The 23,519-nt window shown below is 38.1% G+C and carries 21 protein-coding genes; 6 read left to right on the top strand and 15 right to left on the bottom strand.

Going from position 1 to position 23,519, the window contains the following annotated elements; all coding sequences use genetic code 11:
• Positions 1–9 precede the first annotated feature (9 nt).
• Both ACLGGR_RS16900 and ACLGGR_RS16895 read left to right on the top strand, forming a co-directional pair.
• The gene (locus ACLGGR_RS16900; protein WP_410973517.1) at positions 10–1,542 is read left to right on the top strand and encodes a multicopper oxidase family protein; all 1,533 of its coding nucleotides are present in this window, start codon (positions 10–12) and stop codon (positions 1,540–1,542) included.
• Positions 1,543–1,814: 272 nt separating this feature from the next.
• A complete protein-coding gene (locus ACLGGR_RS16895) occupies positions 1,815–2,186 on the top strand; it encodes a carboxymuconolactone decarboxylase family protein (RefSeq protein WP_410973516.1) in 372 nt (123 codons plus the stop codon).
• Positions 2,187–2,400: 214 nt separating this feature from the next.
• Here the strand turns inward: ACLGGR_RS16895 and ACLGGR_RS16890 are convergent, their stop codons facing one another.
• Together ACLGGR_RS16890 and ACLGGR_RS16885 are read right to left on the bottom strand one after the other, a co-directional pair.
• Positions 2,401–3,450: a hypothetical protein gene (locus tag ACLGGR_RS16890; RefSeq protein WP_410973515.1), complete on the bottom strand. Its 1,050-nt coding sequence runs from the start codon at positions 3,448–3,450 to the stop codon at positions 2,401–2,403.
• Positions 3,451–3,523: 73 nt separating this feature from the next.
• Entirely contained in the window at positions 3,524–3,892 is a 369-nt protein-coding gene (locus ACLGGR_RS16885) for an RlpA-like double-psi beta-barrel domain-containing protein (RefSeq protein ID WP_024424478.1), read from the bottom strand.
• Positions 3,893–4,101: 209 nt separating this feature from the next.
• On the opposite strand from ACLGGR_RS16885, the gene ACLGGR_RS16880 reads away from it, so the two are divergent.
• Both ACLGGR_RS16880 and ACLGGR_RS16875 read left to right on the top strand, forming a co-directional pair.
• Positions 4,102–4,776: a hypothetical protein gene (locus tag ACLGGR_RS16880; RefSeq protein ID WP_410973514.1), complete on the top strand. Its 675-nt coding sequence runs from the start codon at positions 4,102–4,104 to the stop codon at positions 4,774–4,776.
• Positions 4,777–4,901: 125 nt separating this feature from the next.
• Positions 4,902–5,369, top strand: a complete 468-nt coding sequence (locus ACLGGR_RS16875; protein WP_024424476.1) for a hypothetical protein — start codon at positions 4,902–4,904, stop codon at positions 5,367–5,369.
• Positions 5,370–5,416: 47 nt separating this feature from the next.
• Here ACLGGR_RS16875 and ACLGGR_RS16870 read toward each other — a convergent pair whose 3' ends face one another.
• Both ACLGGR_RS16870 and ACLGGR_RS16865 read right to left on the bottom strand, forming a co-directional pair.
• On the bottom strand, positions 5,417–5,854 hold the full coding sequence (locus tag ACLGGR_RS16870) for a hypothetical protein (protein WP_410973513.1): 438 nt from the start codon (positions 5,852–5,854) through the stop codon (positions 5,417–5,419).
• Positions 5,855–6,091: 237 nt separating this feature from the next.
• Positions 6,092–8,200, bottom strand: coding sequence for an RNA-directed DNA polymerase (locus ACLGGR_RS16865; RefSeq protein WP_410973512.1), 2,109 nt, complete (start codon positions 8,198–8,200; stop codon positions 6,092–6,094).
• 1,288 nt (positions 8,201–9,488) lie between these two features.
• Here ACLGGR_RS16865 and ACLGGR_RS16860 point away from each other — a divergent pair.
• Positions 9,489–9,680, top strand: a complete 192-nt coding sequence (locus ACLGGR_RS16860; protein ID WP_410973511.1) for a hypothetical protein — start codon at positions 9,489–9,491, stop codon at positions 9,678–9,680.
• A gap of 26 nt (positions 9,681–9,706) precedes the next feature.
• On the opposite strand, the gene ACLGGR_RS16855 is transcribed toward ACLGGR_RS16860, so the two are convergent.
• From ACLGGR_RS16855 to ACLGGR_RS16840, 4 genes are all read right to left on the bottom strand, one after another.
• On the bottom strand, positions 9,707–10,198 hold the full coding sequence (locus ACLGGR_RS16855; protein WP_410973510.1) for a type II toxin-antitoxin system VapC family toxin: 492 nt from the start codon (positions 10,196–10,198) through the stop codon (positions 9,707–9,709).
• A gap of 3 nt (positions 10,199–10,201) precedes the next feature.
• Positions 10,202–10,837 (bottom strand): Panacea domain-containing protein, encoded by a 636-nt coding sequence (locus tag ACLGGR_RS16850; protein WP_252050190.1) that lies wholly within the window; start codon positions 10,835–10,837, stop codon positions 10,202–10,204.
• Between the two features lie 233 nt (positions 10,838–11,070).
• Positions 11,071–11,298, bottom strand: a complete 228-nt coding sequence (locus ACLGGR_RS16845) for a helix-turn-helix domain-containing protein (RefSeq protein WP_136944992.1) — start codon at positions 11,296–11,298, stop codon at positions 11,071–11,073.
• Positions 11,299–11,583: 285 nt separating this feature from the next.
• Positions 11,584–11,727, bottom strand: a complete 144-nt coding sequence (locus tag ACLGGR_RS16840) for a hypothetical protein (protein ID WP_410973509.1) — start codon at positions 11,725–11,727, stop codon at positions 11,584–11,586.
• 157 nt (positions 11,728–11,884) lie between these two features.
• Here ACLGGR_RS16840 and ACLGGR_RS16835 point away from each other — a divergent pair, with 157 nt between their 5' ends.
• Positions 11,885–12,367: a hypothetical protein gene (locus ACLGGR_RS16835; protein ID WP_410973508.1), complete on the top strand. Its 483-nt coding sequence runs from the start codon at positions 11,885–11,887 to the stop codon at positions 12,365–12,367.
• 41 nt (positions 12,368–12,408) lie between these two features.
• On the opposite strand, the gene ACLGGR_RS16830 is transcribed toward ACLGGR_RS16835, so the two are convergent.
• From ACLGGR_RS16830 to ACLGGR_RS16800, 7 genes are all read right to left on the bottom strand, one after another.
• Positions 12,409–13,221, bottom strand: a complete 813-nt coding sequence (locus tag ACLGGR_RS16830) for a peptidoglycan recognition protein family protein (RefSeq protein ID WP_410973507.1) — start codon at positions 13,219–13,221, stop codon at positions 12,409–12,411.
• Positions 13,222–13,283: 62 nt separating this feature from the next.
• Positions 13,284–13,547, bottom strand: coding sequence for a phage holin (locus tag ACLGGR_RS16825; RefSeq protein ID WP_144526208.1), 264 nt, complete (start codon positions 13,545–13,547; stop codon positions 13,284–13,286).
• A gap of 19 nt (positions 13,548–13,566) precedes the next feature.
• Complete coding sequence (locus ACLGGR_RS16820; RefSeq protein WP_319610440.1) at positions 13,567–13,845, bottom strand: hemolysin XhlA family protein; 279 nt, start codon at positions 13,843–13,845, stop codon at positions 13,567–13,569.
• Positions 13,846–13,907: 62 nt separating this feature from the next.
• The gene (locus ACLGGR_RS16815) at positions 13,908–14,105 is read right to left on the bottom strand and encodes a hypothetical protein (RefSeq protein ID WP_277687365.1); all 198 of its coding nucleotides are present in this window, start codon (positions 14,103–14,105) and stop codon (positions 13,908–13,910) included.
• A gap of 1 nt (position 14,106) precedes the next feature.
• Positions 14,107–18,075 carry a phage tail spike protein gene (locus tag ACLGGR_RS16810; RefSeq protein WP_410973506.1) on the bottom strand — a complete coding sequence of 1,323 codons (3,969 nt, stop codon included), beginning with the start codon at positions 18,073–18,075 and terminating at the stop codon, positions 14,107–14,109.
• A 16-nt stretch (positions 18,076–18,091) separates the two neighbouring features.
• Positions 18,092–18,859, bottom strand: coding sequence for a distal tail protein Dit (locus ACLGGR_RS16805; RefSeq protein ID WP_410973505.1), 768 nt, complete (start codon positions 18,857–18,859; stop codon positions 18,092–18,094).
• Positions 18,856–23,517 carry a hypothetical protein gene (locus tag ACLGGR_RS16800; RefSeq protein ID WP_410973504.1) on the bottom strand — a complete coding sequence of 1,554 codons (4,662 nt, stop codon included), beginning with the start codon at positions 23,515–23,517 and terminating at the stop codon, positions 18,856–18,858. Before ACLGGR_RS16800 ends, ACLGGR_RS16805 begins: the two co-directional genes overlap by 4 nt.
• Positions 23,518–23,519 lie beyond the last annotated feature (2 nt).

The raw sequence follows: 23,519 nt of genomic DNA, 5'->3' as shown, positions 1-23,519 counted from the left end.
TTAGTCAACATGAACCTAGAAAAATTTGTTGACGAGCTTCCAATTCCAGAAGTCGCGAAGCCCGTCAAAAAGAACCCAAGACAAACGTATTATGAAATTACTATGGAGGAGGTATTCTTAAAAGTTCATAGAGACCTGCCCCCAACCAAGCTATGGGCCTATAATGGCAGCTTGCCTGGTCCAACCATTAAAGCCAATCGAAATGAAAAGGTCAAAGTGAAATGGATGAACAAATTGCCATTGAAACATTTTCTGCCTGTCGATCACACCATTCACCATGGGCATCACGATGAACCAGAGGTGAAAACAGTCGTTCATCTGCATGGCGGCGTCACACCAGCAAGCAGTGACGGCTACCCAGAGGCCTGGTTTTCACGGGATTTTGAAGCAACCGGCCCTTTTTTTGAAAGAGAGACTTACGTCTACCCAAATCATCAGCAAGCCTGCACATTGTGGTATCACGATCATGCGATGGCATTGACACGACTAAATGTGTACGCCGGTTTAGCTGGGTTTTATTTGATCTCAGATGCATTTGAAAAGTCCTTAGAGCTGCCAAAAGATGATTATGATATTCCTTTAATGATTATGGACCGGACGTTTCAGGAGGATGGTTCACTGTTTTATCCTAGCAGACCAAACAACACGCCAGAGGACAGTGACATACCAGACCCATCCATCGTGCCCTTTTTTTGCGGAGAAACCATTTTAGTCAATGGAAAAGTATGGCCGTATTTAGAAGTAGAGCCGCGAAAATACCGTTTTCGCATTTTAAATGCGTCCAATACTAGAACTTACGAGCTGCATCTAGATAACGACGCCACAATCTTGCAAATTGGTTCCGATGGGGGCTTTTTACCAAGACCCGTTCGCCATCAATCCTTTAGCATCGCACCTGCTGAACGTTTCGATGTCATCATCGACTTTTCAGCTTATGAAAACAAAACGATCACTCTCAAAAATACAGCCGGCTGCGGACAGGATGTGAATCCTGAAACAGATGCGAACATTATGCAATTCAAAGTCACACGTCCACTAAAAGGGAGAGTACCTAAAACATTACGTCCGATTTTCAAACCGCTGCCAGCGCTTCGACCAAGTCAAGCTGATAGAGAGCGTACACTCACACTTACCGGCACGCAGGATAAATACGGCCGCCCTATCCTATTGCTCGATAACCAATTTTGGAATGACCCTGTCACGGAAAATCCTCGTCTTGGTAGTCTAGAGGTTTGGTCCATCGTCAATCCAACCAGAGGCACACACCCTATTCATTTGCACCTTGTTCAATTTCGGGTTTTAGACAGAAGGCCATTTGATACAGAAGTCTATCAATCGACAGGAGAAATTGTGTATACAGGACCAAACGAAGCGCCTCCTTTACATGAACAAGGCTACAAGGACACCATTCAGGCGCATGCAGGTGAAGTCATTCGGATCGTTGCTCGATTTGTTCCATACAGCGGCCGATATGTGTGGCATTGTCATATTTTAGAACATGAAGATTATGACATGATGAGGCCGATGGATATCATTCAGTAAAAATGAAACCACTCTTCCGCTAAATGCGTAGAACTTGTATGAAACTGCTGATCACAAAGGGGCTAACCGACATCCATTCATTAGCCCTTTTATGATTCATTTCAAAATGGAAAAATAAATCGCATGAATCATTCCTTTGAGCATTCCACACTTAAAAAGTTGACGCAGCAAACCGATAATACTACTATATACCCATTACATCTATCAAAAGGCACATAAGCCATAATGAACGAACAAATGGAAAATTGCGATAAAAAACGGAGGAGTTCAATTTGAATGAAGAAAAAGAGACTTGCCAGGTCAAACAAGAAACAGCGGCAGGTAACATAGAGAAGCTTTCAATTCATGAGAACGAGAGCATTCGATCAAACATTGAACAACTAACCATTGAACTCAGTGAACAAAAAGAATTCAATCACTTCATATTAGATGAAAAACAAAAGGCCATCAGCACATTATCTTCGCTCATCACAAAAGGCGATTGTGAAGAAGACTTAAAGACTCATTTTGAACAAGCATTACATATTGGACTTTCTGTCATAGAGATTATGGAGATTATTAAACACTGTACAAAGGTTGCTGGATTCCCTCACTCCATTAATGCCCTGTTTATCTTTCAAAACTTATTAGATGAAAACAAATAAAACAGAGAAAACGAGATGTCATCAGTCCTCTCGTTTTTTTATGTTCACTCATATTACCCTTTTTCTTTTCCTCTGTCACATAAGCAAAATACGAAAATAGCACTCGTATCCCTGCTTAAAAACTGATTTTCCTTCTATAAATCCACCATTTCTCCAGCATTTCAAGTGACAAAATAAAAAAACGTCCAGTTATATAAATAACTGAACGTTTCCTTTATCGATTGACAGTGAAATTGTTAACGATTCCGCCATCCTTTTCCCAAGCGGCTTCCACCGTTTTCTTCTTCATATTGTATTCAAAAATCGTTCTTACCTTGGCCTTTCGTCCGGTGTCATCCTTTAATTCTTCTGCGTCTTTTGCAACACCTAAGAAATAAACAGACGATCCGTCCGTAGAAAATTGCGGCTGTGCAGCACTTAAAATATGAACACCCTGGCTATTTTTAACGAGTGTCGTCGTTTTTCCTGTTTCTACATCAAGCATCTTAATAGAGGATATTTCTTTTTCTTTACGAACCTTTACTTCTGTATAAATCAATTTCTTATGATCTGGAGAAAATGAAATATCATTGATCGTTTGTGAGATACGTGCAATGCGTTTCCCCTTCTCACCTGTTTGAAGGGTGATCTTCATGGTTGTTGGTTCAGGATCTCTACCCTTTTCATTCGCTTCATCGGTTTTTTGATAATCTTCTTTTAAAGAATAATGCTGGATCGCCAAATCATTTGAAGTCGGATCATATGCAAAAGAACTCACCGTATCATCCTTGCTTTTTTCCGGATACAGCTCCTTCATTTTGTGTGTTTTCAAATCAAAAGATGCGACAAAAAATTGCTCTCCAGAATCCTTATTATACCTTAGAAATAACTTCTTTCCGTCACCAGACAGTCTCATACTGTCGATAGAATCATCACTCGTAAACAGCGTTTTTTCTTCGTCAGATTTCACATTTAATTCCCGAATACTCACCTTTTGCGTGTCTTCATCCGTATACGTGTAATATAAAACCTGTTTCGTAGAATCATAAGCAATCGAAGGATACGCTGTCAGTTTCTCTGTATGAAGCGCCCGATCGTGCAAGTAATAAGTATTATTTAACTTTTGATCTGTAAATGAAACGAGCAATTCGTCTTTTGCATCTTGATTTGTTTTGACCTTCCCTGCATGTTTTGCCTCTTGCCCAGGCTTCATCATGAAGAAAATAACTGCCGCAATCACTGCGACGCCAATGACTGTGATGATCCACCATGTTGATTTTTTCATTGCCTTTCAGACCCTCTCTACAAGAAAAGAAGCCAGAAAATGAACTTTTCCCGCTTCTTTGCATGCCTATGTATTAATAAGTGTAATGCCCTTTTACGACACCTTTACTTGTTTTATACCCAAGTGCTTTGAATGCTTTTGGACTTACGTCTAGTACAGCATTTGGCATTCTGCCTACATCATATTTATATACTGTAATCACTTTATGTGGTTTCGCTTTTGTTGTCACTCTTAGTTTTGTACCTTTTTTCGGTACGTCAAAGCCCATTTTAGTTGCTGCATCCCAATGACCGAGTTTTTTTCCATCTGCGCCTTTTTTACCGACACCATTATACCAAGTAATATTGCCGCTTACTTTTTTTGCACTTGCTCCATGTGAGAAACTGAATGCTAAAAATAAACTAGCTACTGTTACGATTGTCGTGATAAGCTTTTTATTCATTAAGAAATCCTCCGTTTTTGGTTTCTGCACTCATTATACATGAAGATGAACCCAGTTATTTTACAGACACATTACAATTCAAATACAAGTTGACCACTTTATGACCGATTAAGTTCATAAATACCGCCAAAATCAGCCAGAACATTGTAAGCAGCCCCCCTCCTTCATTTTATATAATGAAAGTGAATCAAATTTAAGGAGGAATTTTCATGAAAAAGTGGTTCACCGTTTTGATTGTAAGTTTGGCCTTCGTTTTGATGCTATCAAGTATCCCTGCCTCAGCGGCTGGTCCTCGTCACGGCGCCATTGTGACACAAACGGATGAAGCCAAATGGTCAGGTATCTCTGCTGATATTGTCCTGCCGAAAACAACAACCATTAAAAATGGCTATGCGGACTGGTATCTCGGTCTCGGCTCTGCCGTTGTAGAGAGCGGTATTTCAAAAACGTCTTCTGGCTACAAGGTCTTTCTCGGCAGCGGTTCACAAGGCGGCAGTCAATACTGGAACAGTGAATATGATAAGAGCATTAAGGATGGTGCACGTGTCAACTTAAAGCTCATCAACAATGGTGATGGAACGGTGTCACTATATGTCAATGGGACACTGCGCTATAAGCAGCCTGTTTACAACCCTAGCCGTCTGAAAGACCTAGATGTTGTAAAAATGGTACACGGCGTACAGGATAATGGAACAAACAGCTATTCACAAGCAAGCTTCTCAAATGTACAGCTTCGTGCAAATACATCAGGAAGTGTCTATAAAAAATGGGATGGGTCAATCAAATCATCGCTTTTACGTAAAAATTTAGAATCAGGTGCTGCGGCTCCTAAATTCACCGTTATTTCTTCTATTCCATTAAGCACAAGCCTTTCAGCACAATAAGCAAAAAAGCACCCGATAGAGGGTGCTTTTTATTGTTCACAGCTTATCAACACTTCTCTTTTAATCAAAACAAGGTTTCGTGGTAACATAAACATACATCATTCGAAGAAAAAAGGAGAACGAACGTGAAAAAAAGTCTACTTGTTTTCATGAGTCTAGTTGCAAGTCTCTCCATTCTAGCAGCTTGCTCGAATACGACAAAAGAACAAAAACCAGAATCTAAGGCACTTCCTACGATTAATGAGCGCATTCAAAAAGAAACAAAAGAAGTAATGGAGCAGTCTAAACTCATCAAAGACACTGACATCACCGTGGATCAAAAGAAAAAAGTCATTTCTTTAAACGTAACCGCTTCCTCTGATACCAATAGTGATTACGCTGAAGTCATCGGTTTAAACTTTGCCAAAACGCTGGCCATTGGAGCATCAACTGAAAAAGAAAACAATCTGCATAAACCGGAAAATGACAGCCTCGGCGCCCTCTATTCCTTTTATGACCTAAACATCACCGTGAAACAAGAAAACGGCAAAGTGCTCGCAAAAGGAAAGAAAACAACAAATGAAACAAAAATCACTTGGGAAAGAGCCCAATAACTGCTTGATGGATTTTCTTATAAATAAAAAGCTTGTAGAGAATCACTCTACAAGCTTTTTTTCATGTTCATCTCGGTTAAATCGTCTCTCATAACATTGACCAGTGCGTGAATATCTGAGTGAGCCCTTGATGCCAATCGTACCAGCAAATCCTCTAAACACTCATACAAATGATGATCTCTCATGATATACTCCTCATATAACGGAATGATAAAGAAATAGAGCAAATCAGCGAATTCAAGTGCAGCGTCATCTTCATCCTCATCGTCTAACGCCTCTCCGACACTTTGAATCAACCAATTCAAATCTTCTTTCTTTTCAATCGGAACATACATCAGCTGATGAATATAATCCGTATCCTTCGCTTGTAAAATCCGCTCCGCTGTTTCTTTTGATAGCGCACCAATCTCTGTAGAAGAAATATTCACAACCGCTAATTCGTCCTCTGATCTTACTTGATTCATTTGCAGCAAGTTTTGGTCCATCTCGACTCACTCCCCATTCTCAGATACCTTTATTATAAGGAATTGATCTGATTTTTTATGGAAATAGTGGATTTTTTTATGTAATTTTAAAGAAAAAACTCATTGATTTTGTTCAATCACAGTTCCCACTTGCCTTGTGGAATCAATATTTGGAAGAGATCATTATTTTAAAAGCTGGCACACAAACGTGACAGCTAAATGATTAAAAATCAGAACTGTGTGAATTTACTACCTCCCCTAGTATCCTTCATCCCCTAGATAAGTACTTATATTCTTATCTTTTTTGAAGTTAGTATCAATGCCTTTTATCAACCAAGCATTATTTTTATAAATTGTATTTTTCATTTTTGAATATAATTTGAAAATTTCCTCTGGCTTAGTTTCTCCCTCAGATATTTCCGTTTTCTCTGTGCTTTCCTCTACTTCAGTTTCTCCCTCAGATATTTCCGTTTTCTCTGTGCTTTCCTCTACTTCAGTTTCTCCCTCAGATATTTCTGTTTTCTCTGTGCTTTCTTCTGCTTCAGTTTCTCCCTCAGATATTTCCGTTTTCTCTGTGCTTTCTTCTGCTTCAGTTTCTCCCTCAGATATTTCCGTTTTCTCTGTGCTTTCTTCTGCTTCAGTTTCTTCCTCAGATATTTCCGTTTTCTCTGTGCTTTCTTCTGCTTCAGTTTCTTCCTCAGATATTTCCGTTTTCTCTGTGCTTTCCACTGTAGAAGAATCTATTATCATATCTCTTAGATCATACAAGCTGACTTCATCTTGCAAAAACGATACATCATTTTGATAAAGTATATTAAAAAATGAATCTTCTAAAACGTAATCCGGATTACTATACGGTCTTAACCAGCCTTGTTTAAAAGCTTCATATGCAAATAACCAATTCGATCCATAGAGCTCTTCTTTATTTAAATACTTTTTGTATTTATTGAAATTCAAATTACCTTCTAATAATCCCTTATTGCTTAATATCATTGTCAATATACATGTAATAGAATCTTCTGCATTTAACAATAGATTTGTAACCTCTTTACTTAACGAAATCTCAATTCTTTTAGAATATACTAGTGCCCAACAAACCTCAAAATGATTTCCTTGATGAATATTAATCTTAATTAACTTTTCTAAAAACTCCTTAAATCTATTCTGATTGATTTGATAATTTTTGATTATATATAACTCAATTATTTCCAATACTACTGGTAACGTACTATGATCAGAAAAAGCAGAGTGTAACAATAAAGATTCAAAAATGTCCCAGTTTTCTTCTAATATTATCTCTGATCTAACCTTCTTAAGAGCATACTGTAAGACTCCCTTATCTAGTGAACTATGCTTGAAACTAAAAGCTCTGCTGAAATAGGAATTTAAATCACTTCTCTGTCCTAGAACTGTTTTTCTAAAAAAGTAACTAGAAAAGTATTGCTTCCATTCTGGTTCAAATGCTACTGGTGCTTTAATAATTTTTGTTTTTATTGGATTTAACTCGAGTTGATATGCATTTACTACTTTATGAATCTTTGACAAAGCTTCTTTAGCTAATTCTTCAGAATCAAAATAGTACTCTATGTCGTCTGTGTATCTAAAACCTGGCACTTCACTATTTATTAACTCTTTAAAATCAACATCGATCGCAGTTGCTACAATCTCTGAAATAACCTGCGATGTAGCCGGTCCAATTGGAATTCCAAAAGTTTGGCCATCCTGCATAAATTGAATTCTAGAGTCTATTTTATTTCCTAAAAGGTTTTTCTTATTTATATTCTTCTTAATATAATCCTTAGTGTGATATGCCCACGGAATAACATGTGTATAGATTGTAGGATAAAATCGAGAAATATCAGTTTGTAGTATATAATTTTTATTATGTAAATATTTCATTCTAATATTCATTTTCTCTTTAATATTAATTTTAGATTCTATAGCTATATTTTCTTCAGAACTTACCACTGGCGTAGTCATAGAAATGTTAGATTGTCTAAAGAAAATCTGTAATTCCTCCCAGTTTTCACTTATTAACTTGCATAATAATATTTGATGTAGCGGTGAAGGTATGCTAATTAATCGTCGAAAACCTTCACCATTTGGTATAGTAAAATGGATAGGTTTTGCCCATATTGACTTTTCTTGATTAGTTAAACTGTCGAATTGTATTTTGTCTAAGACTTTTGCCAAGCTTTCTGTTTGAAATTCTGACGGTATTTCTTTAGCAAGGTAACCATATGCAATCATTTTTTGATCGAAATTCATAATAAAATCTCCCATCAGCCCAAATATAATATCCAATAAAAAAATATTCAATAAATATCTTCGCTCTATATTTTGAATTAAATGCTCTGCTGAAGACATTCATTTCACTTTCTTCAATGTGTTTCGTACATTCTTAATCTGATTAATAAGTCACATTCCTACCTTTATCATACCAATGAAACATGGCAGTCACAAGACAGTGACAGATATTTGGAAGCTACTAGAAAAACAATAATATGTTTTTGCAAAAACGTGTAATTCTGTAATTTATCATCACAAATCCTTTTACACCAACAGAAAAGAGGATTACAAGGTTTTACTCTCACTTGTGATCCTCTAGCGCCTCTTCATTGTAATTTTTATAGTAACCTCTCTACTTGTAATACACTTTTTAATTGCTCAATCCCTTATTAAGGAAAGCTTCATAGCAACTCAATTACTTAATTAAAAAATCACACGTTACTACCCTACTGGGTTCTAAAAATCCCTGATTTACTTGAGCGACATGGAATGCGAATAGGAGAAGCCGTTTCCCTTCAGTGGAAGGACTTAGACTTTAAAATTTACGAAAACCTAAGACACTTAGTTCCATAAGGAACACTCTAAAGAACCATCCATTATGGATTTGTTAAAAGACTTGAAAGAAAAGCAAAATCAGTTCATTAAGAAAAACAAACGCTTATATAAAGACCAAGGTTTCATCTTTACTTGTTCAGAAGGTTATCCAATTACATTCAAACAATTCTCTGACTCGTTAAAACATACAATAAAAAGAATGTCCGACTTAATTGTTTTCGCATACCCATGCTTCACTTTTAATTAAAGCCAATCTCATTATGAAGTAATTTCTCCCCGATTGGGGCATTCATCAGGTACAACCACAGATGAGATATACGGACCTCTAACAAGAGGATTAGAAAAAGAGGCCTCTCAAAAATTCTGTGAATTAATGAGAGACCTCTATATTTAGAGTAATTTTATCGGCGCTGATGACCAATAAAATGCCACGGTATGAAGAGAAGTGCTCTAACCCTTGGTCTTATCAAGGGTTTAGAGTTCTCCTTACATCATGCCGCCCATGCATTGCCTAGTTATATGTGTTTTTATGACCTTATATAAAATGAAGTGGAAAATTACCTAAAGATGATTTAATACGATGGCTTTTACTTCTCTATATACATTTATACAGCTTTCGGCATCAAAAATGGCATCAAAAAAAGCCGTCCTTCTAGGCGGCCAAGTTGTGAGTAATATAAGAAGAAGTTAATCATTGAAATATACGAATTTTTATAATCCCGTTTCCGCGGGTAAAACCGTATAATCTAATTATACACCACACTTAGACACCGAACAAACATTCTGATAAAATATTCTTGGTGATGATGATATGACTGATCTCGAAAGAAAAATTTATCGAATCATTTATAATATGAGTCGATTTCGCAAAAACCCGACAATGGAGGATCTGAAAAGGAAAACAGGTAAAAATGAGGAAACGATACGCAAGGCGGCTAAGAACCTTGTATCCCGTAAAGAATTGACTTGGGATAAAGAGAAAAAAGAATGGAAGTTCAAATAAAAAAGCCCACCTATTTCAGTGGGCTTTTACATATCAGAAACACTAGTCTCTTCACTAAGAACAGAGGTTTGTTTAATCCAACTCTCAACTTTCAGGTTAGGTTCAACTTCTTGGATTCTAATAAAATCACTATCACAGCTTATTATTGTCATATCATGTGCGATTGCAACAGAAGCTATCCATAGATCATTTTCACCTATCCCGATTTTTTTTAAGGTGTACTTTCTTCTCTTTTGTTTCTCTCTCGGACCAAAGTGAAATAAAAGCTTACTTTTTAATTCACCATAGGCCTTCGACGTTTTTGAATCACAAGAATATGTTTTAATATCATTTAAAAATGACTCAACAACAAAAAGATTTTCTTGAAATTTCTCTGATCTATAAGCTCCAAAGTACAATTCTGCTTCTGTTATGAAGCTAGTACACAGGGTCTCACTATCAAATTTTTGAAGCTCTGATATAACATCTGTATTTCCCCCAAATATTCCACTGCAATGATTTGTATCTAAAAGCAACATAATTTAATCGAATTTAACCTCTACTCTATTATTATATACCTCTTCAATACACTCATCTAAATCATTTCCAGACCATTTACCAGCATATTTCAATAAAGGATTTTCAGCGGTTTTTTGTTTTGGGAAAATTAAATATTCTAACTTCAATTCAGGAACTAGTGGTGATTTCCAAGTCCCTTCTGCCAAATCATCAGATACTCTTGTATAATACTGTGAAATTATTTCTTCAGAAATAACTTCACTTGAAGGTGCCTCAGGACCTAGATCACCCCTTGTTATTATCCAAGGATCTTCTTTGTGAGTTAAATGCTCCAACTCATCAGCGCTATAATGACCATAAGTCTCCCATATAGAGTCTAAATGACTTCTTTCATTAAGAGACAGAAGCTCCTCTGAAAAATTAACAGGTGGTATTGGAAAATAACCATAATTTTTATATTCCATATAAATAGGATAGTTAACTGGTCCATGTTGCCAAGCCTGAAAATGCTCATTTTCAAATAAAGGTTTTTTCTCTTTAACTAAAAACCAAGACTGAGCATAGTATAATATTTTTTGTAGTTTCTTTGGGGTGATTTCATACTTAGTGTTAAGTTCGCTTTTGCTTAATAAGTACTTAGCTGCCAATGAAATTTTCATCTTAACCCCTCCTTTATCCAAAGGTATATCTTAATTTTAAGCCATTTCATAAAATTTGGCAACATTTTTATCTTGATTTTTAAGTCGCAACACGATATAATACTATATTTTGATTAAAATGAAGATAAAGCCACTACATATTGTGTTATTTTCAGATACATACTATATATAGTGTTGTTAAATTGTTATTATTCCCCTTATAAATTGGTGAAATCGTAAGACGATGCTTTATGTTATTCATAAGGGCGGTACTTCTTCCGCCCTTCTTTTAATTCTTTTTCAAGAGCCTGTACATGTTGTAACAAAAACAAAGCAACTGTTCCAACCTTTTTGACTGGTTTGAGCTTTCCAGAACTCACAAGAGCGCTTAAGCGTTGGCGTGTTACTCCGAGTATCTCCCCGACTTCTGCTGTCGTTAAAACTTCTTTTTGAATAAACTTAATTTTTTCACTTTCGTTCATGTCACTTTTCTCTCCACATCATTATTAATCCTTTTAACAAGGTGATTACAACGGCTGCCAGTAATACAGTATTCGCAATTTTTCCAGACATACTCTGATTTGTGGAATCAATTACAACAATACCAGCAATTAAAATCATCATCACGGCAAAATCTGCTGTGCTAAAGTGTTTAAAGTAATTTTTCATATCATCGTGGACGTGGTCTTGTGTACTTGTGGTTTACTAGTACACTACAGTATACTATATAGAGAGTAAGGGGATTTCTCCCCTTTTCTCTAGTGTATTTAGCGCTTCTTGCTTGTCCGGCGGGAGCGCTTTTTCCTTTTCTTGCTACGCTTTTCGTTTTCCTTCGTCCATATGTCATAGATGTGTTTTATGATGGTCACGATACCTGCGGTAGCAAGAATCCAGTTTCTCACCTCGTCCACTTCAGCACCTCCTTTCTATACTTTAATTATAACATACCTGTTTACTGTTGTAAATAGATTAAGTGTATTTATCTGGTTTTATTTTGTATTTATTTTACTTTTATGGAAATGATTATAATGCGATCGCGTATAATTAATTATGAAAGGAAAGGATACAATGCTTCTAGACACAATCTCATTTTCTAACTCAACATCAACAAGGTACACTCAGGCTACACCTTTTAGAGATGGTTTTATAAAAATCTTCGGAAAGGGAGAATTGGCAGCTAACAGAGGGGATCATAAATTGCTTATTCGTTTGAATGGGAAGGATTCTCGATACCAAGGGTTCGTTCATATGGGAGGGCATGCTGCACTTGGTGAATGGGACGAAACAGGATTTTATCTGGGTAGAAATGGTTGGTATCTCGATTCTACCTTTATGTTCGAATTCACTTTAGCCATTGATTCTAATGCTCAAAAAATTACTGGTAGTGGATCATCTACTTTCGCTATGGCTGACAACAGAATACTTGGTTATGAAAGCCATAGTTTCTTTATCTCGAACCCTCCTATAACAGATATTGAGGTTCTCTTTACTGGTGGGGTTGTTGCTGGAGAGTGTCAATATCATTATTATCCGGCACATGACCACGGATAATTTTAGATAGATATAAGGCCCTTTAAAGAGGGCCTTTTTCATTATTTCAATAGTGATTCAAGTTTTGCTTTCGTTTTCGGTCCGTAAATGCCGTCAGCAGCAAGTCCATGCATCAATTGGAATCGTTTGACCGCATCCGCTGTTTTCTGTCCATAATAGCCGTCAACACCGTGGTTTTTTGCTCCCTTTTCAGGATAGAAAAAAAGAGCGGCTAGGGCTTCCTGTAAGGCTTTTACTCCCGCCCCCTTTGTAAGAGGCTTTGTTACTTTTAAAACACCAGAAGGCAGGTTGTATGTTTTTTTAGAAGTGTTTGTTTTAGGCTTGCTCGTGCTTTTTGATGGGCCTGATTTTACAGGTTTAGCTTTTGTTGTTTGCTTTACTGTACCAGCTAAAACCGCCTTATAATCAAAGACAGGACACGCTTTCCAAGAATAGCCCGGAAACTCATTATGACCTCTTGTTCTTTTGTAGTTCGGCATATCTTTCTTCAATGCCGTTACTAAAGCTCGGAAACTCGTTTCCTGTGCTGCTGTCGGCTTTTCACTTCTGAAATCGCCCACAAGACAAATGCCGATAGCAAAGCGGTTTGAGTTACCTACATGGTAAGATTTTATTCCTAGATCATGATTCCATTCAATTGTACCGTCTTTGAGAATGACAAAATGATAAGCTACACCCGGCCAACCATTAGTGCCTACATGATAGTTTGCAAAAGCTGCGCTGTTTCCCGATGTTGTTAAGCTATGATGTACCGCGATGTCCGTTTTTGCATTGACACCCACATTTGAATAGCTACCGTTTCTTTTTGTTTTTCCTCGAAGATCAACAAGCTTGCTTAATTGTCTAAAATTCATTTGCGTTCTCCCCATTCGTTTATTCGTTTAATGGAATTAAAAAAGCCACCCGAAGGCGGCTTCTATTTTGTTAATCCTTTTTGCTTCAAGACTTCTTTCTGCTTCTGTCCTTTAGGTGTCACATAGTTGTTTTTAAACCATGTGATTAGCGTCATAATCGTTGTAAAGAGTGTTGAGAAAGCAACATATAAAACGTTCGCTAAATTGTTTACAGACTCTTCATCCAATGGTAAAGGCGTTTTACCAAACATCACTAAAAACTGATTAATTAATGCAACTAAAAGAAGCACTGTTCTAACCACAGTGCCTTTGTCTAAATTCTTCATATTTAATTCCCCATTTCATTTATTTTTGTAAGAATGTGAATGCAAGGGCAATCACACCACCAATAACACCCGTAATAACAGCGGTTATCATTGCCCCTGTGATTGTTCTCTTGATCCATGTTGTGTTCTCTTCAATTTTGTTTAGCTTCTGATCAAGACTTATAATCTGCTGATCGTGTCGGTCATATCCTCTTTCAAGTACAGAAACACGCTGCTCCAAAGCTTTTTGACTGGTCTTTAATTCCGACATATCTTTTTGTATGATGTTCACATCGTTAACCTCCGTCATTCCTGACATGAGTACGCCCCCTAATCCATTTCAAGTTCCTCACCTCCTTAAAGAAGGCAAAATAAAAACGCCTATTCAGCGTGGTTTGAATCGTCTTGCTTTAATTTAAGTAATTCCTCTTTCAACTGCTTGTTTTCATTGTCGCAAACTGTAAATTGTGCCCTTGCTTCCGCAAGTTCTAAATGTGCTTTTGTTAGCTGCTCCGATAAAGCCATTGATTTATAAAAAAACAACTCTTCTTTTTCTGTAAGTTGTTGTTTTTGTTCCATTTCAATTCCCCATTTCTTTTATTTGATTTTCTAAGACATACACCTTATCTTTCAATTCCTTAACTATTGGAATTAATAATGCATACAAGCGGTCATACATAACGCCTTCGATTTGCCTTTCTCCGTTCTCGTCTGGATCACTCCAGAAAAGATATTCTTTCAATCCCGCTTCGTAAAGATCCTCGGCTATTAAACCCGGAACTCTTTCAAGATATGGTCTATCACCATCATCTAAACTGTTTGACTCAAGTATTTCTGCATATGATTCCGCAACTTGTTTATCAAACCATGTTTTAGGTTTCAACTTCAAAATATTTTGCAGCTTATCATTAGGGTATTCTTCAATGTTTAATTTGTATTTTTTTGATGAAACAACACGCCCTAAAGTTCCATATTGAGTAATATACACGTTCGCAGGTTGGGTGTATAATCTCATGTATATATCTTCTGACCAGACACGCTTTCCTGTGTTATCCCTTCCGAGAAATAATGATCCGTTCCATCCCCCTCCATCCAAAGAAATTCCACCATCTTTTTCTGCCTGCCCTTTTATTGAAACGCGACCATTGTAAGCAGATATATTGATTCCTTTGTCACCGTATATATCAGTTCTTATTCGGCCATTCATCCAAAGGTATCCCTCTGCAAATAAACTTATATCCTCGTCTGCTGACAATGAAGCATATTGTTTTACTGAAACACTATAAGATTTTAATGAAGCCACATGCCCCGTTTTTAATCCATTAAATGCAAAACTTGGTTCTCCACGATTTAATTCAACACTAACCTTGAAGACCACTTCATCATTTTGTGAGAAGATCATATGAGTACCACTACTACCCACGCCTAAATCATTAGGAACCCCCGGATTAGTCTCTATTCTTAACTTATGTGAAATGTTTTCATTTCTAGGGTTCGCTGCTGCAAATAAATTGATTCCACCTCTTTTTATATCAACGGTACTAATCGGTTCTTGCGTCTCATTTTCACCAATTCTATTTCCATATTCTTGTGAAATCAGGCCTGATTGGATTGTGAGTTTCTCATATCTTTTAACAGTGACATCATATATAGTTTTTCTGTATTGATAAATTTTATCGGCTTCAATAAACGATTCATATGCTGTTGATCCTGAAATAGGTTCAATTCGCGCTCCCCTTATAAGGGAACCTTCTATTGTGATCCCTTTAATCGTGCCAGCTGTGATTTTGTCGGCAGATAAATTGGCTATTTTAGCGTTTGTAATGGCACCATCTGTGATGTGCGCCGTGTCAATTATTGCTGTGCCTAAATGTGCTTTTTGGATTGCGGCATTTTGAATGGCTGCCGTTCCAATTGCAGCATCATTTACGTGCAATGCTGTCACTGATTTTTCGGTAAGCATTACATCATAGGGGCTTGGTGACCATTCTTTCACTTCAATACCTGATCGTAACTGGACATTGCGTATATCAAAAGAAACAGATGTTACGTCTAAAGTTTCTATACCTTCTACAGTCGTTGCTGATCTTGCAACACTGCCTATAATGGTATCTTGTGAATTTAGTGTAAAATCGACCCAAGTTGAATTATTGTTGTATTGCCATTGTGAACCGTTATATCTTACTACCCTGAAATCGTATGTTTGTACAGTGACACCGCTTGTAAACCTTGAATTATCTGATCCTGTAAACATTAAAAAGGCATTGGTTTCAGTAGAATTTGCCCCTGTACCTTCTAAATTTGTGCTAATTTCGGTGCTTCCCTTTGGAAATTTGTAAATAGTTCCGTCTGGCGTTGTAAAAGAAGCATTTTCACCGAAGATGACTTGAATTTCCCCCGGATTATACGAAGCAGTGAAGTTCATATTTTTTAAAAACTGTATATCTCTTACTGCTCCACCACGTTGAACCCCATTTACTGTTAGGGCAGGTACCTTTCCACCTAAACCAGCTATTAAGATGTAATAGTCAGAATTTGTTTTGCCAGTAAATTCGAAAGGAATATCATATCTCACAAATTCTTCTTCTGGATAATTGGTTATGTCCGTGTATGGTGATGGAATCAGCACACTTTCCGTACTAGTAGCAGTTGTATTTCTTCTTGCGTAAACATAATTAAAGTTATCCATCAAACCTCTTTTTGCTTCGAAAGACAAGATATATTGTTTTCCGTTTGTTAATTTCAATGCCTTTCTTTGACCCGTTATAATCCCCACAGCATTGAAAGTTGAATTTCTCATGACAGTAACAATATTAGACCTTTCATTTTCCTTGAAGAAAAGAAAGCCATTATTCACCGGCGTTAAATCACTTGATCGCAGAAGTGACCCCGGTAATATATTTGAATTCTCAATGTCCGTGTACAGTTTTTCAGCCGTTACTGACAACGAAGCCAGTTTATCTGCTGTGACAGCACCGAACATAATATCATCGGTAAGGATTCTCACCGTCTTAGCTTCATATTCTTCTGACCAATCGCTGGCCGTTCCATGTGTGTTTATGGTTCTCAAGCGGTAATACCATACTTGATCAGCTTCCACGCCGTCTTGATGATGCCAACCACCTGTTTTACCTCGGAAAATTAGCTGTGCGGCTGTTGGTGTAAACCCCTTGTTTTGTGATGCGTACACTTCATACGCAGCTATAAAGGATCTAGGGTCATAATCCCATGTAAGTGAAATCGTCTTGTAAAGACCTTCTACTCTGATATTTGCTGGACGTGGCGGCTTTGTATTCGGAAAACTGCCATCCGTCACGTTGCCCGCTTCCGGCTTTCTTTCCCAGGTGCCACGATTACTATCAATGATCTTTTGTAGCTGCTTTACTCGATCATCGCCCTGTAAGGCTGACAAGAACTGCCCTATCTCAACAACACACGTATTTTCAGGATCGGTGATGTCATATTCCATTGAGATAATGCGCTGTGATGTTTCAATCGGAATAGCAAAATTACGGTCAATAGCGATGGTTGTATCTCCAAGATCGACATGCTCGTGCTCATACCCCTCAACGCCTTCAAGTAGCTTAACCGATAATTCATAATTGACTTCTGTTTTTGAAGCAACAGTAATTAAATGATTGTAAGTTGCTTTCAACAGCTCTTCTTCATCTTCTATATCTTCATCACTGAAAATGCCTTCTCTATGGATTAATGATCCATTCTTCAAGCGCCCGTATTTTTGTAATAGAGCAGGATCTCCTACCCACTCTTGACCCTTCGGCTTGTCTACTGGATCACCATTTGCTTTCTTCCACTCAACATCTGCGAAGTCGATAAAACGGGAATATCCCCCTGTTTCTTCTCCGTCATCGTCAGTCGTTTCCAATGATGCACCATAACCATATAAAGCAGTCTTCGGATAGCTGATCACAGTACGTCTTATACTTTCGGTGTCTTTATCAATTTCAAACCGTTTACCGCTGTCTTTGCCTCTTCTTGATAGTACCTTGATCGTACGCTTGGTGATGGTATTCCCGTCAAATTCCACCACATCTTTGAATTCGCCGCCCCATTTGTTCAAAACATCGCTTAAACATTCAAGAGCAGTCATTTTATAGAATGATGTCGAGTTTATTCCTAGCTCGGCGGTCACTTCTGCGGTCCAGCGAGTTCTTTCAAACACTTGATCAAGAACATACTGTGCTGTTTTATCTTTTGGCCGTTTTTCTTTGATGATTGTTTCTGCTAGTTCCATCATTGCTGCTTCGCAAGTAACAAGCGTATTAATCTCAGCACCATCATCCGTATCATCAAGCTCTTTTATGACAAATGCCCGTAATTCACCGTCCTTATCTCGGAACACCACTTGATTTTCTTCAAATAGATAACGTGCGTCAGGATGGGAAGCATCCGCAATAAAAGAAAAAGAAGAACCCAAGTTGAGTTCTTCTTTATATTTTGCATCCCAAAAATTACATGAGTCCTGTCCGTCACTGGACAGAACAGCCAAAAGTTCATCCTCTGGCGATAAAATGAATATTTCAGCCATATGACGGACCCCCTTTCTATAGATAGGCTTCTTTAAATTTGATGCTGCTTTTGTGACTGAATTTTAGTTTGACGGGTTTTTGAGCAGGAAAATCAAAAAACTCAGATTGGATTTGCAGGCCATTCATGATAGCTTTTCTGTTGTTCATAACCTTTCGTTTTGCAATGTCTATGATCAACGTGTCTCCTTCAATAAAGTTGTGTACGACCTTTATGACTTTGTTGACACTCTCATCTGAATGTAAAAGAGCCACCTCATAGGAAGTGGCTGCTGCTGTAAAAATACATTCAATTTGTGGTTCGATTGCCGCTAGACTAGGGTTTGTGAATGTTTGGACTCCTTTTGCTAATTCATAAGCTGCCGTTGCTCCGTATTTAATTGGATCAGTACAAAGAAAAGTTAGTGTAGCACGTTGTAAACCTCCCTTTGTTTCCCCCTCTGTCGAACTCTCAAATATAGCATTGTATACCCTGTCTGGCTCATCAAAAAATACAAGCGGCTTTTCTTCATCTGTATGCAGAATAAAGTTCAATTCCTCTTGTTTTTTCTTTAATTCACTTTCACTACTAAATGCAAATAGAACCTCTAAGGTAATAACTCTTGTTGGAACTCGTGTACGACGAAGAAAACCGCCTCGGCGGTTCCCTTTCGTTTCAATATTCACTTCTCGACCTACAACACCCCTGCCGCTGGGTGTCTCTTTAAGGTAAAAATATTGTGATATGTCGATACCGTTAAAAGTGATCTTCCATTCATTGGGGACAAGTTGTTGATAATTGATCATGTGATCCTCGTCCTCCTTGCGTTAGCTCTCTTCTGCTCATGTTCTACAGGTTTCGCAACACCTTGACCAACCTTTTTACTATCCATTTCTATTACAATAACTTGCTCAGGCAGTTCAATATTTTGAAGCTCTGCACTGAGGTCATGTTTAACCGCTCCTATTTTACTATTTGTAATAGAAGCATCGTAAGCGATGTTTAAATCTTCTTGTTTGATGTACATAGCATCCTTTACATCATTCATCGCTTTACTTACGACACCAACACCTTGCTGAATCCCCACAGCAATACCAGCTGGCACCATGACACCCACTTGATCACGCATTAAACGTGAAGGAGAATGGATTTTCAGCTTCTTCTTGATTGTTTTTTCGATTGTAGATGCGATGCTATTGGCTTCCTTCGCAAGTTCGCCTTTCATCCCTTTCATGCCGGATATAATGCCGGCCATCGTGTTAGATCCAATAGCTTTCCCGCTCTTTTTAAGCGATCCCAGCTGCTTAACATTTACAGTCAATTCAGCGATTTTATTCATGTAATCATTTTTCAATTTGTTCAGTTCTGAGTTAGCCGCATTTCTCAATTCAGTGATCTTTTTAGTTGTTGCATTTTTAAGATCCGCAAGCTCTTTTGTCGCTTGTTCGCTTGCCATATTGTGCTTCTGTTTCCATAGTGAGATATATTTATCTAATTCTGGTTCAGACATAGCAGCAATGGCTTTTATTTGATCAGCTGATCCCACGCCCATTTGTCTTAATTCATCAACGAACTCTTTAGGCGCGTTACTTGATAATTTCGATAGGTCAGACTGGAAACCTTTCATTCTATCAATTTGCACTTGCAGGTTATTTAACAGCTTGGAACCACTCACTTTTTGAGTTGTTACACTATCAAACAATCCCATTGCATTGTAAATGGAATCAGTACGATCTTTAAGAGCGCTCTTATACTCTTCGTTGGCCTTCTTGATGTCGCTGGTTAGCTTGTCGTTAATGCTCTTAAACTTGGACAAATAGCTGTTGTTGGCAGATAGAAGACCTTTATTCAGCTTTTCAGCCGCTTTTCTCTCATCATCTTTCTTCTTTTGCGCTTCTTTTTGAAGTTTGGTTCTAGTTGCATAGATTTCTTTTTGTACTTTATTACGCTGAGCAGCAGTCAGTTTTTCTTTCTTTTTGATCTTCTCAAGCTGCTTCATATACGTCTGACCGCTTATTTTCTTGGTGTCATATTTAACTTCTGCATTAGCTATCTTCTGTGATACCTTCTTTTGATAAGCAAGCTGCGCTTTTGCCTTTTTGCGCTGCGCCTCAAGTGCCTTCTTCTTCTGTTGACTCTGTGTTTTCTTTTGCGCATTGTAAATTTCCCGCTGAATCTTTGCATTTTGCGTGGATGTTAGCTTGTTTTTCTTTTTAATCGCGTTTAATTGTTTGATGTATGTCTTTGAGCTGATCTTACCTGTGTCAAACTTGGTTTCTACAGCTCTAATCTTGTTATCAATGCCTGTTTTTCTTCTCGCATTCGCTTTACGTGCCGCAGCAGCTTGTTTTTTCTTCAATGCTGCCGCTTGTTTTTGCGCTTGCTTTTGTGCTTTCTTCATTTCAGCTTGCGATGCTTTTTGCGCCGCCTGTGTTGTCTTTTTAGCAGAAGAAACCACAGTATTTGTTGATCTATCAAGACCTACAGCCATACCAGCACCCAAGTTATAACCGATCTCATCACGCATCCAGCGTGAAGGAGAATGAATGTTAAATAGTTTGGTAAAGGTATTTTTGACGTTGTTGACAATATCAGTAGCCTTTTTATATAAGCTAGATGCCATCCCTCCAACACCACGCACCAAACCTTGAATAATGTTTTTTCCGATGTTGTAAAGGTTAATTCCTTTGAAGAAAGCCATGACCTTATCCCAAATACTCTTGATCTTGCTTTTGACATCATTCATTTTGCTTCCAACAGTATTCTTTATATCGTTGAACTTGCCTGAAACAGCCTTCCATATACCGCCGACAACGTTTGCGACTGTCGATTTGATCTTATTCCACACACTTCCGATAAACGTCTTAACCGTATTGAAAACAGTCGTTGTCGTACTCTTGATTTTGTTCCAGTTGTTCACAAAGAAATTTTTAATGCCGCCTAAAACAGTCGAGAAGAAGGATTTGATTCCGTTCCAAACTGAGGAGGCGGTATTTTTCAAACCATTCCAAACAGCTGTGACAACCTTTTTGATTGTGTTCCAAACTGTTGTAAAAATGGTTTTATAGATTTTAAATACTGTCGTAAAGTACGTTTTAATCCCGTTCCATATGGTTGTGGCCGCCTTCTTGATTCCATTCCAGACACCAGTTATGAAGCCTTTGATTCCACCCCAAACACTAGAAGCAACTTTTTTGATACCGCTCCATAAGACTTTTAGAAAGGTCATAATTCCATTCCATGAATTTTGAGTAAAGCTAGTGATTTTGTTCCATAAGTCGATAAAGAATTTAGAAATAGGCTCCCAGTATTTAATGACAAGAAATACAGCTGTTCCAATAGCGGCAATTGCTAACAATATAGGATTTGCCATAAATATCTTTGAAACAACCCCGAAAACTGTACCAATCAATTTAATAGCTGAACCAACTTTTGTCGCTATTGCTACTATATCTTGCCACTTCAAAAACAGCGTAGAGAAAGAAACAATCATTGGTGTCAAAGCTCGTACTACTCCAATCGTTGAAAGAAAACCTGCTATCAATTGACCGATGATCGGATTTGCTTCCATTGTAGCGTTGGAAAATTTCAAAAAACTATTTACATTTTCCAAAATCGTCTTGCCTAGTGGTGCCATTCCAACAAGAAGATTTATAATCGTCCGGGAAATTTGACCAAGCGTGCTCCACACTGTCGGACCCGTTTTTTCAATGTAGGCGATGAAATTTTTGAATCCTTCTGTGTGTTGAACACTTCCCGCCCACTCTCTGAATCTAGCTGTCATATCAACTAAAGATGTAAGCATATCTGCTGACATTGGACCAAACGCAGCGAATAACCGCCGTAACGCACCTGAAAAGTTTGTGATAACTTTTAAGATTTTTGGGCCATTTTCACGAGTATATGCAACGAAGTCTTGGAATCGTTGTGATGAGCTTAGACCTGCCGCCCATTTAGCCCATGAAGCTGTGGCTTTTTCCATGCTTGCGGCCATGTCATTTCCTAGAGGACCAAAAGCCACAATAAGGTTCATCACTGTTCTCATGACGTTACCTGCGATATTTCCAAACGTCACAAATGCTTGACCGGCGTTGTTGTTCATCCATTTAATAAAATTTTGTAGATCAGGAGCTTTAAAAGCATTATCCATGTTCTTTGATAATGTAACCGCTCCATTTGCGACACTCACAAACATAGGTCTTAAACTATTCAGAACAGTTTTAAACGTTGTGAGCGAGTTGTTGAATGATTTAAGGATAGGCTTCTGCGTTATGCTTGCGATCTCTTGCCAGTTATCTTTGAAATCTTCTAAAGTGGCAAGGGCTTTCTTTTCTTCTTTTCCAAGAGACTGTTGTAAAACATTTATCTGTTCCAATATTTTTGCTCGTTCTTTTGCGTTGGTAGCATCATCGAGCTTAGCTTGGAGTTTGTCTAAGTCTTGGCCCGTTTTAATCACATTACCAATGGATGTGACAGCTAAAGCACCAAACGCCACTGCTCCAGTGCCAGCAGTTGAAAATGCACTGACAAGCCCCATTAATCCACCTGTAGCAGAACCGATCATAGGACCAAGCGAACCAAGAACGCCGACAGCACCAGCTAAAGCAGGAGCGATGGCAGGTAATAAAGCCAATAATCCACCACGTATAGCATTCCCAAATACAGTTGAAATTGAATTTGTGATTTTCGCTAATCGATTCATAGCGTTTTCGAAGTTATCGAGCCGGCCCTCAATGTTTATCCATATCTTTTTAGGTAATGTTGCCAACGCTGTTCTTGCAATTGCCACAGACCTTATCAAAGCTGCTGCGCTTCCATTTATAATCGTTGTGACTCTATTCGGTATACTTGCTAAAGCTGCAATTCCTGCACTAACTCCCAAAAGAAGTGGACCCTCATTTGCTGATAGCACTGTTGTTACTCTGGAAGTAATGGAGGAAAGAGCGGTACGAGCAACGGCAACCGTTGAAACTAGCGGGCTTGCATTCCCTGCAATGATTGACGTTACCCTTTGAGAAATAGAAGATAATGCCGTTCGAGCTACGATAACAGCACGTCCTAAAGGAGTAGGATTTCCGGCAATGACGGTCGTCACTCGTTGAGCGATTGACCTCAGCCCCGCTTTAGCACGAGCTATTGAACTAGTTAATGGATTGTTATCACCCGTAAAATAAGTATTGATCCGTTGAGGAATCTCACGCAATTTTTGACGGGCCATACGAACCGCCCTAATTAAAGGGTCGGCATCAGCGTCTAGGTCAACTCGGTTGCGTTCATGTCGTCTCAAGAAACTGTCCATTTGTTGCTCTGCCTCACGTACACGCCTTTGGAAGTCAGCGATTTCAGCATCTACTTCGACAGTGTGATGATCACGCATGCGGCGCATCATGTCATTCACTTTGTCCATTTGCTTTTTGAATTTTCGCGTTTGTGCCTCGACAACCGCCGTTAATTTTTCGATCAAAC

The organism is Bacillus sp. BD48 (assembly GCF_046566805.1).
In the GTDB taxonomy this organism is placed as follows: Bacteria; Bacillota; Bacilli; order Bacillales; family Bacillaceae; genus Bacillus; species Bacillus safensis.
Note: the sequence above shows the minus strand (reverse complement) of the source record. Positions and strands in the feature narration are given on the sequence as shown.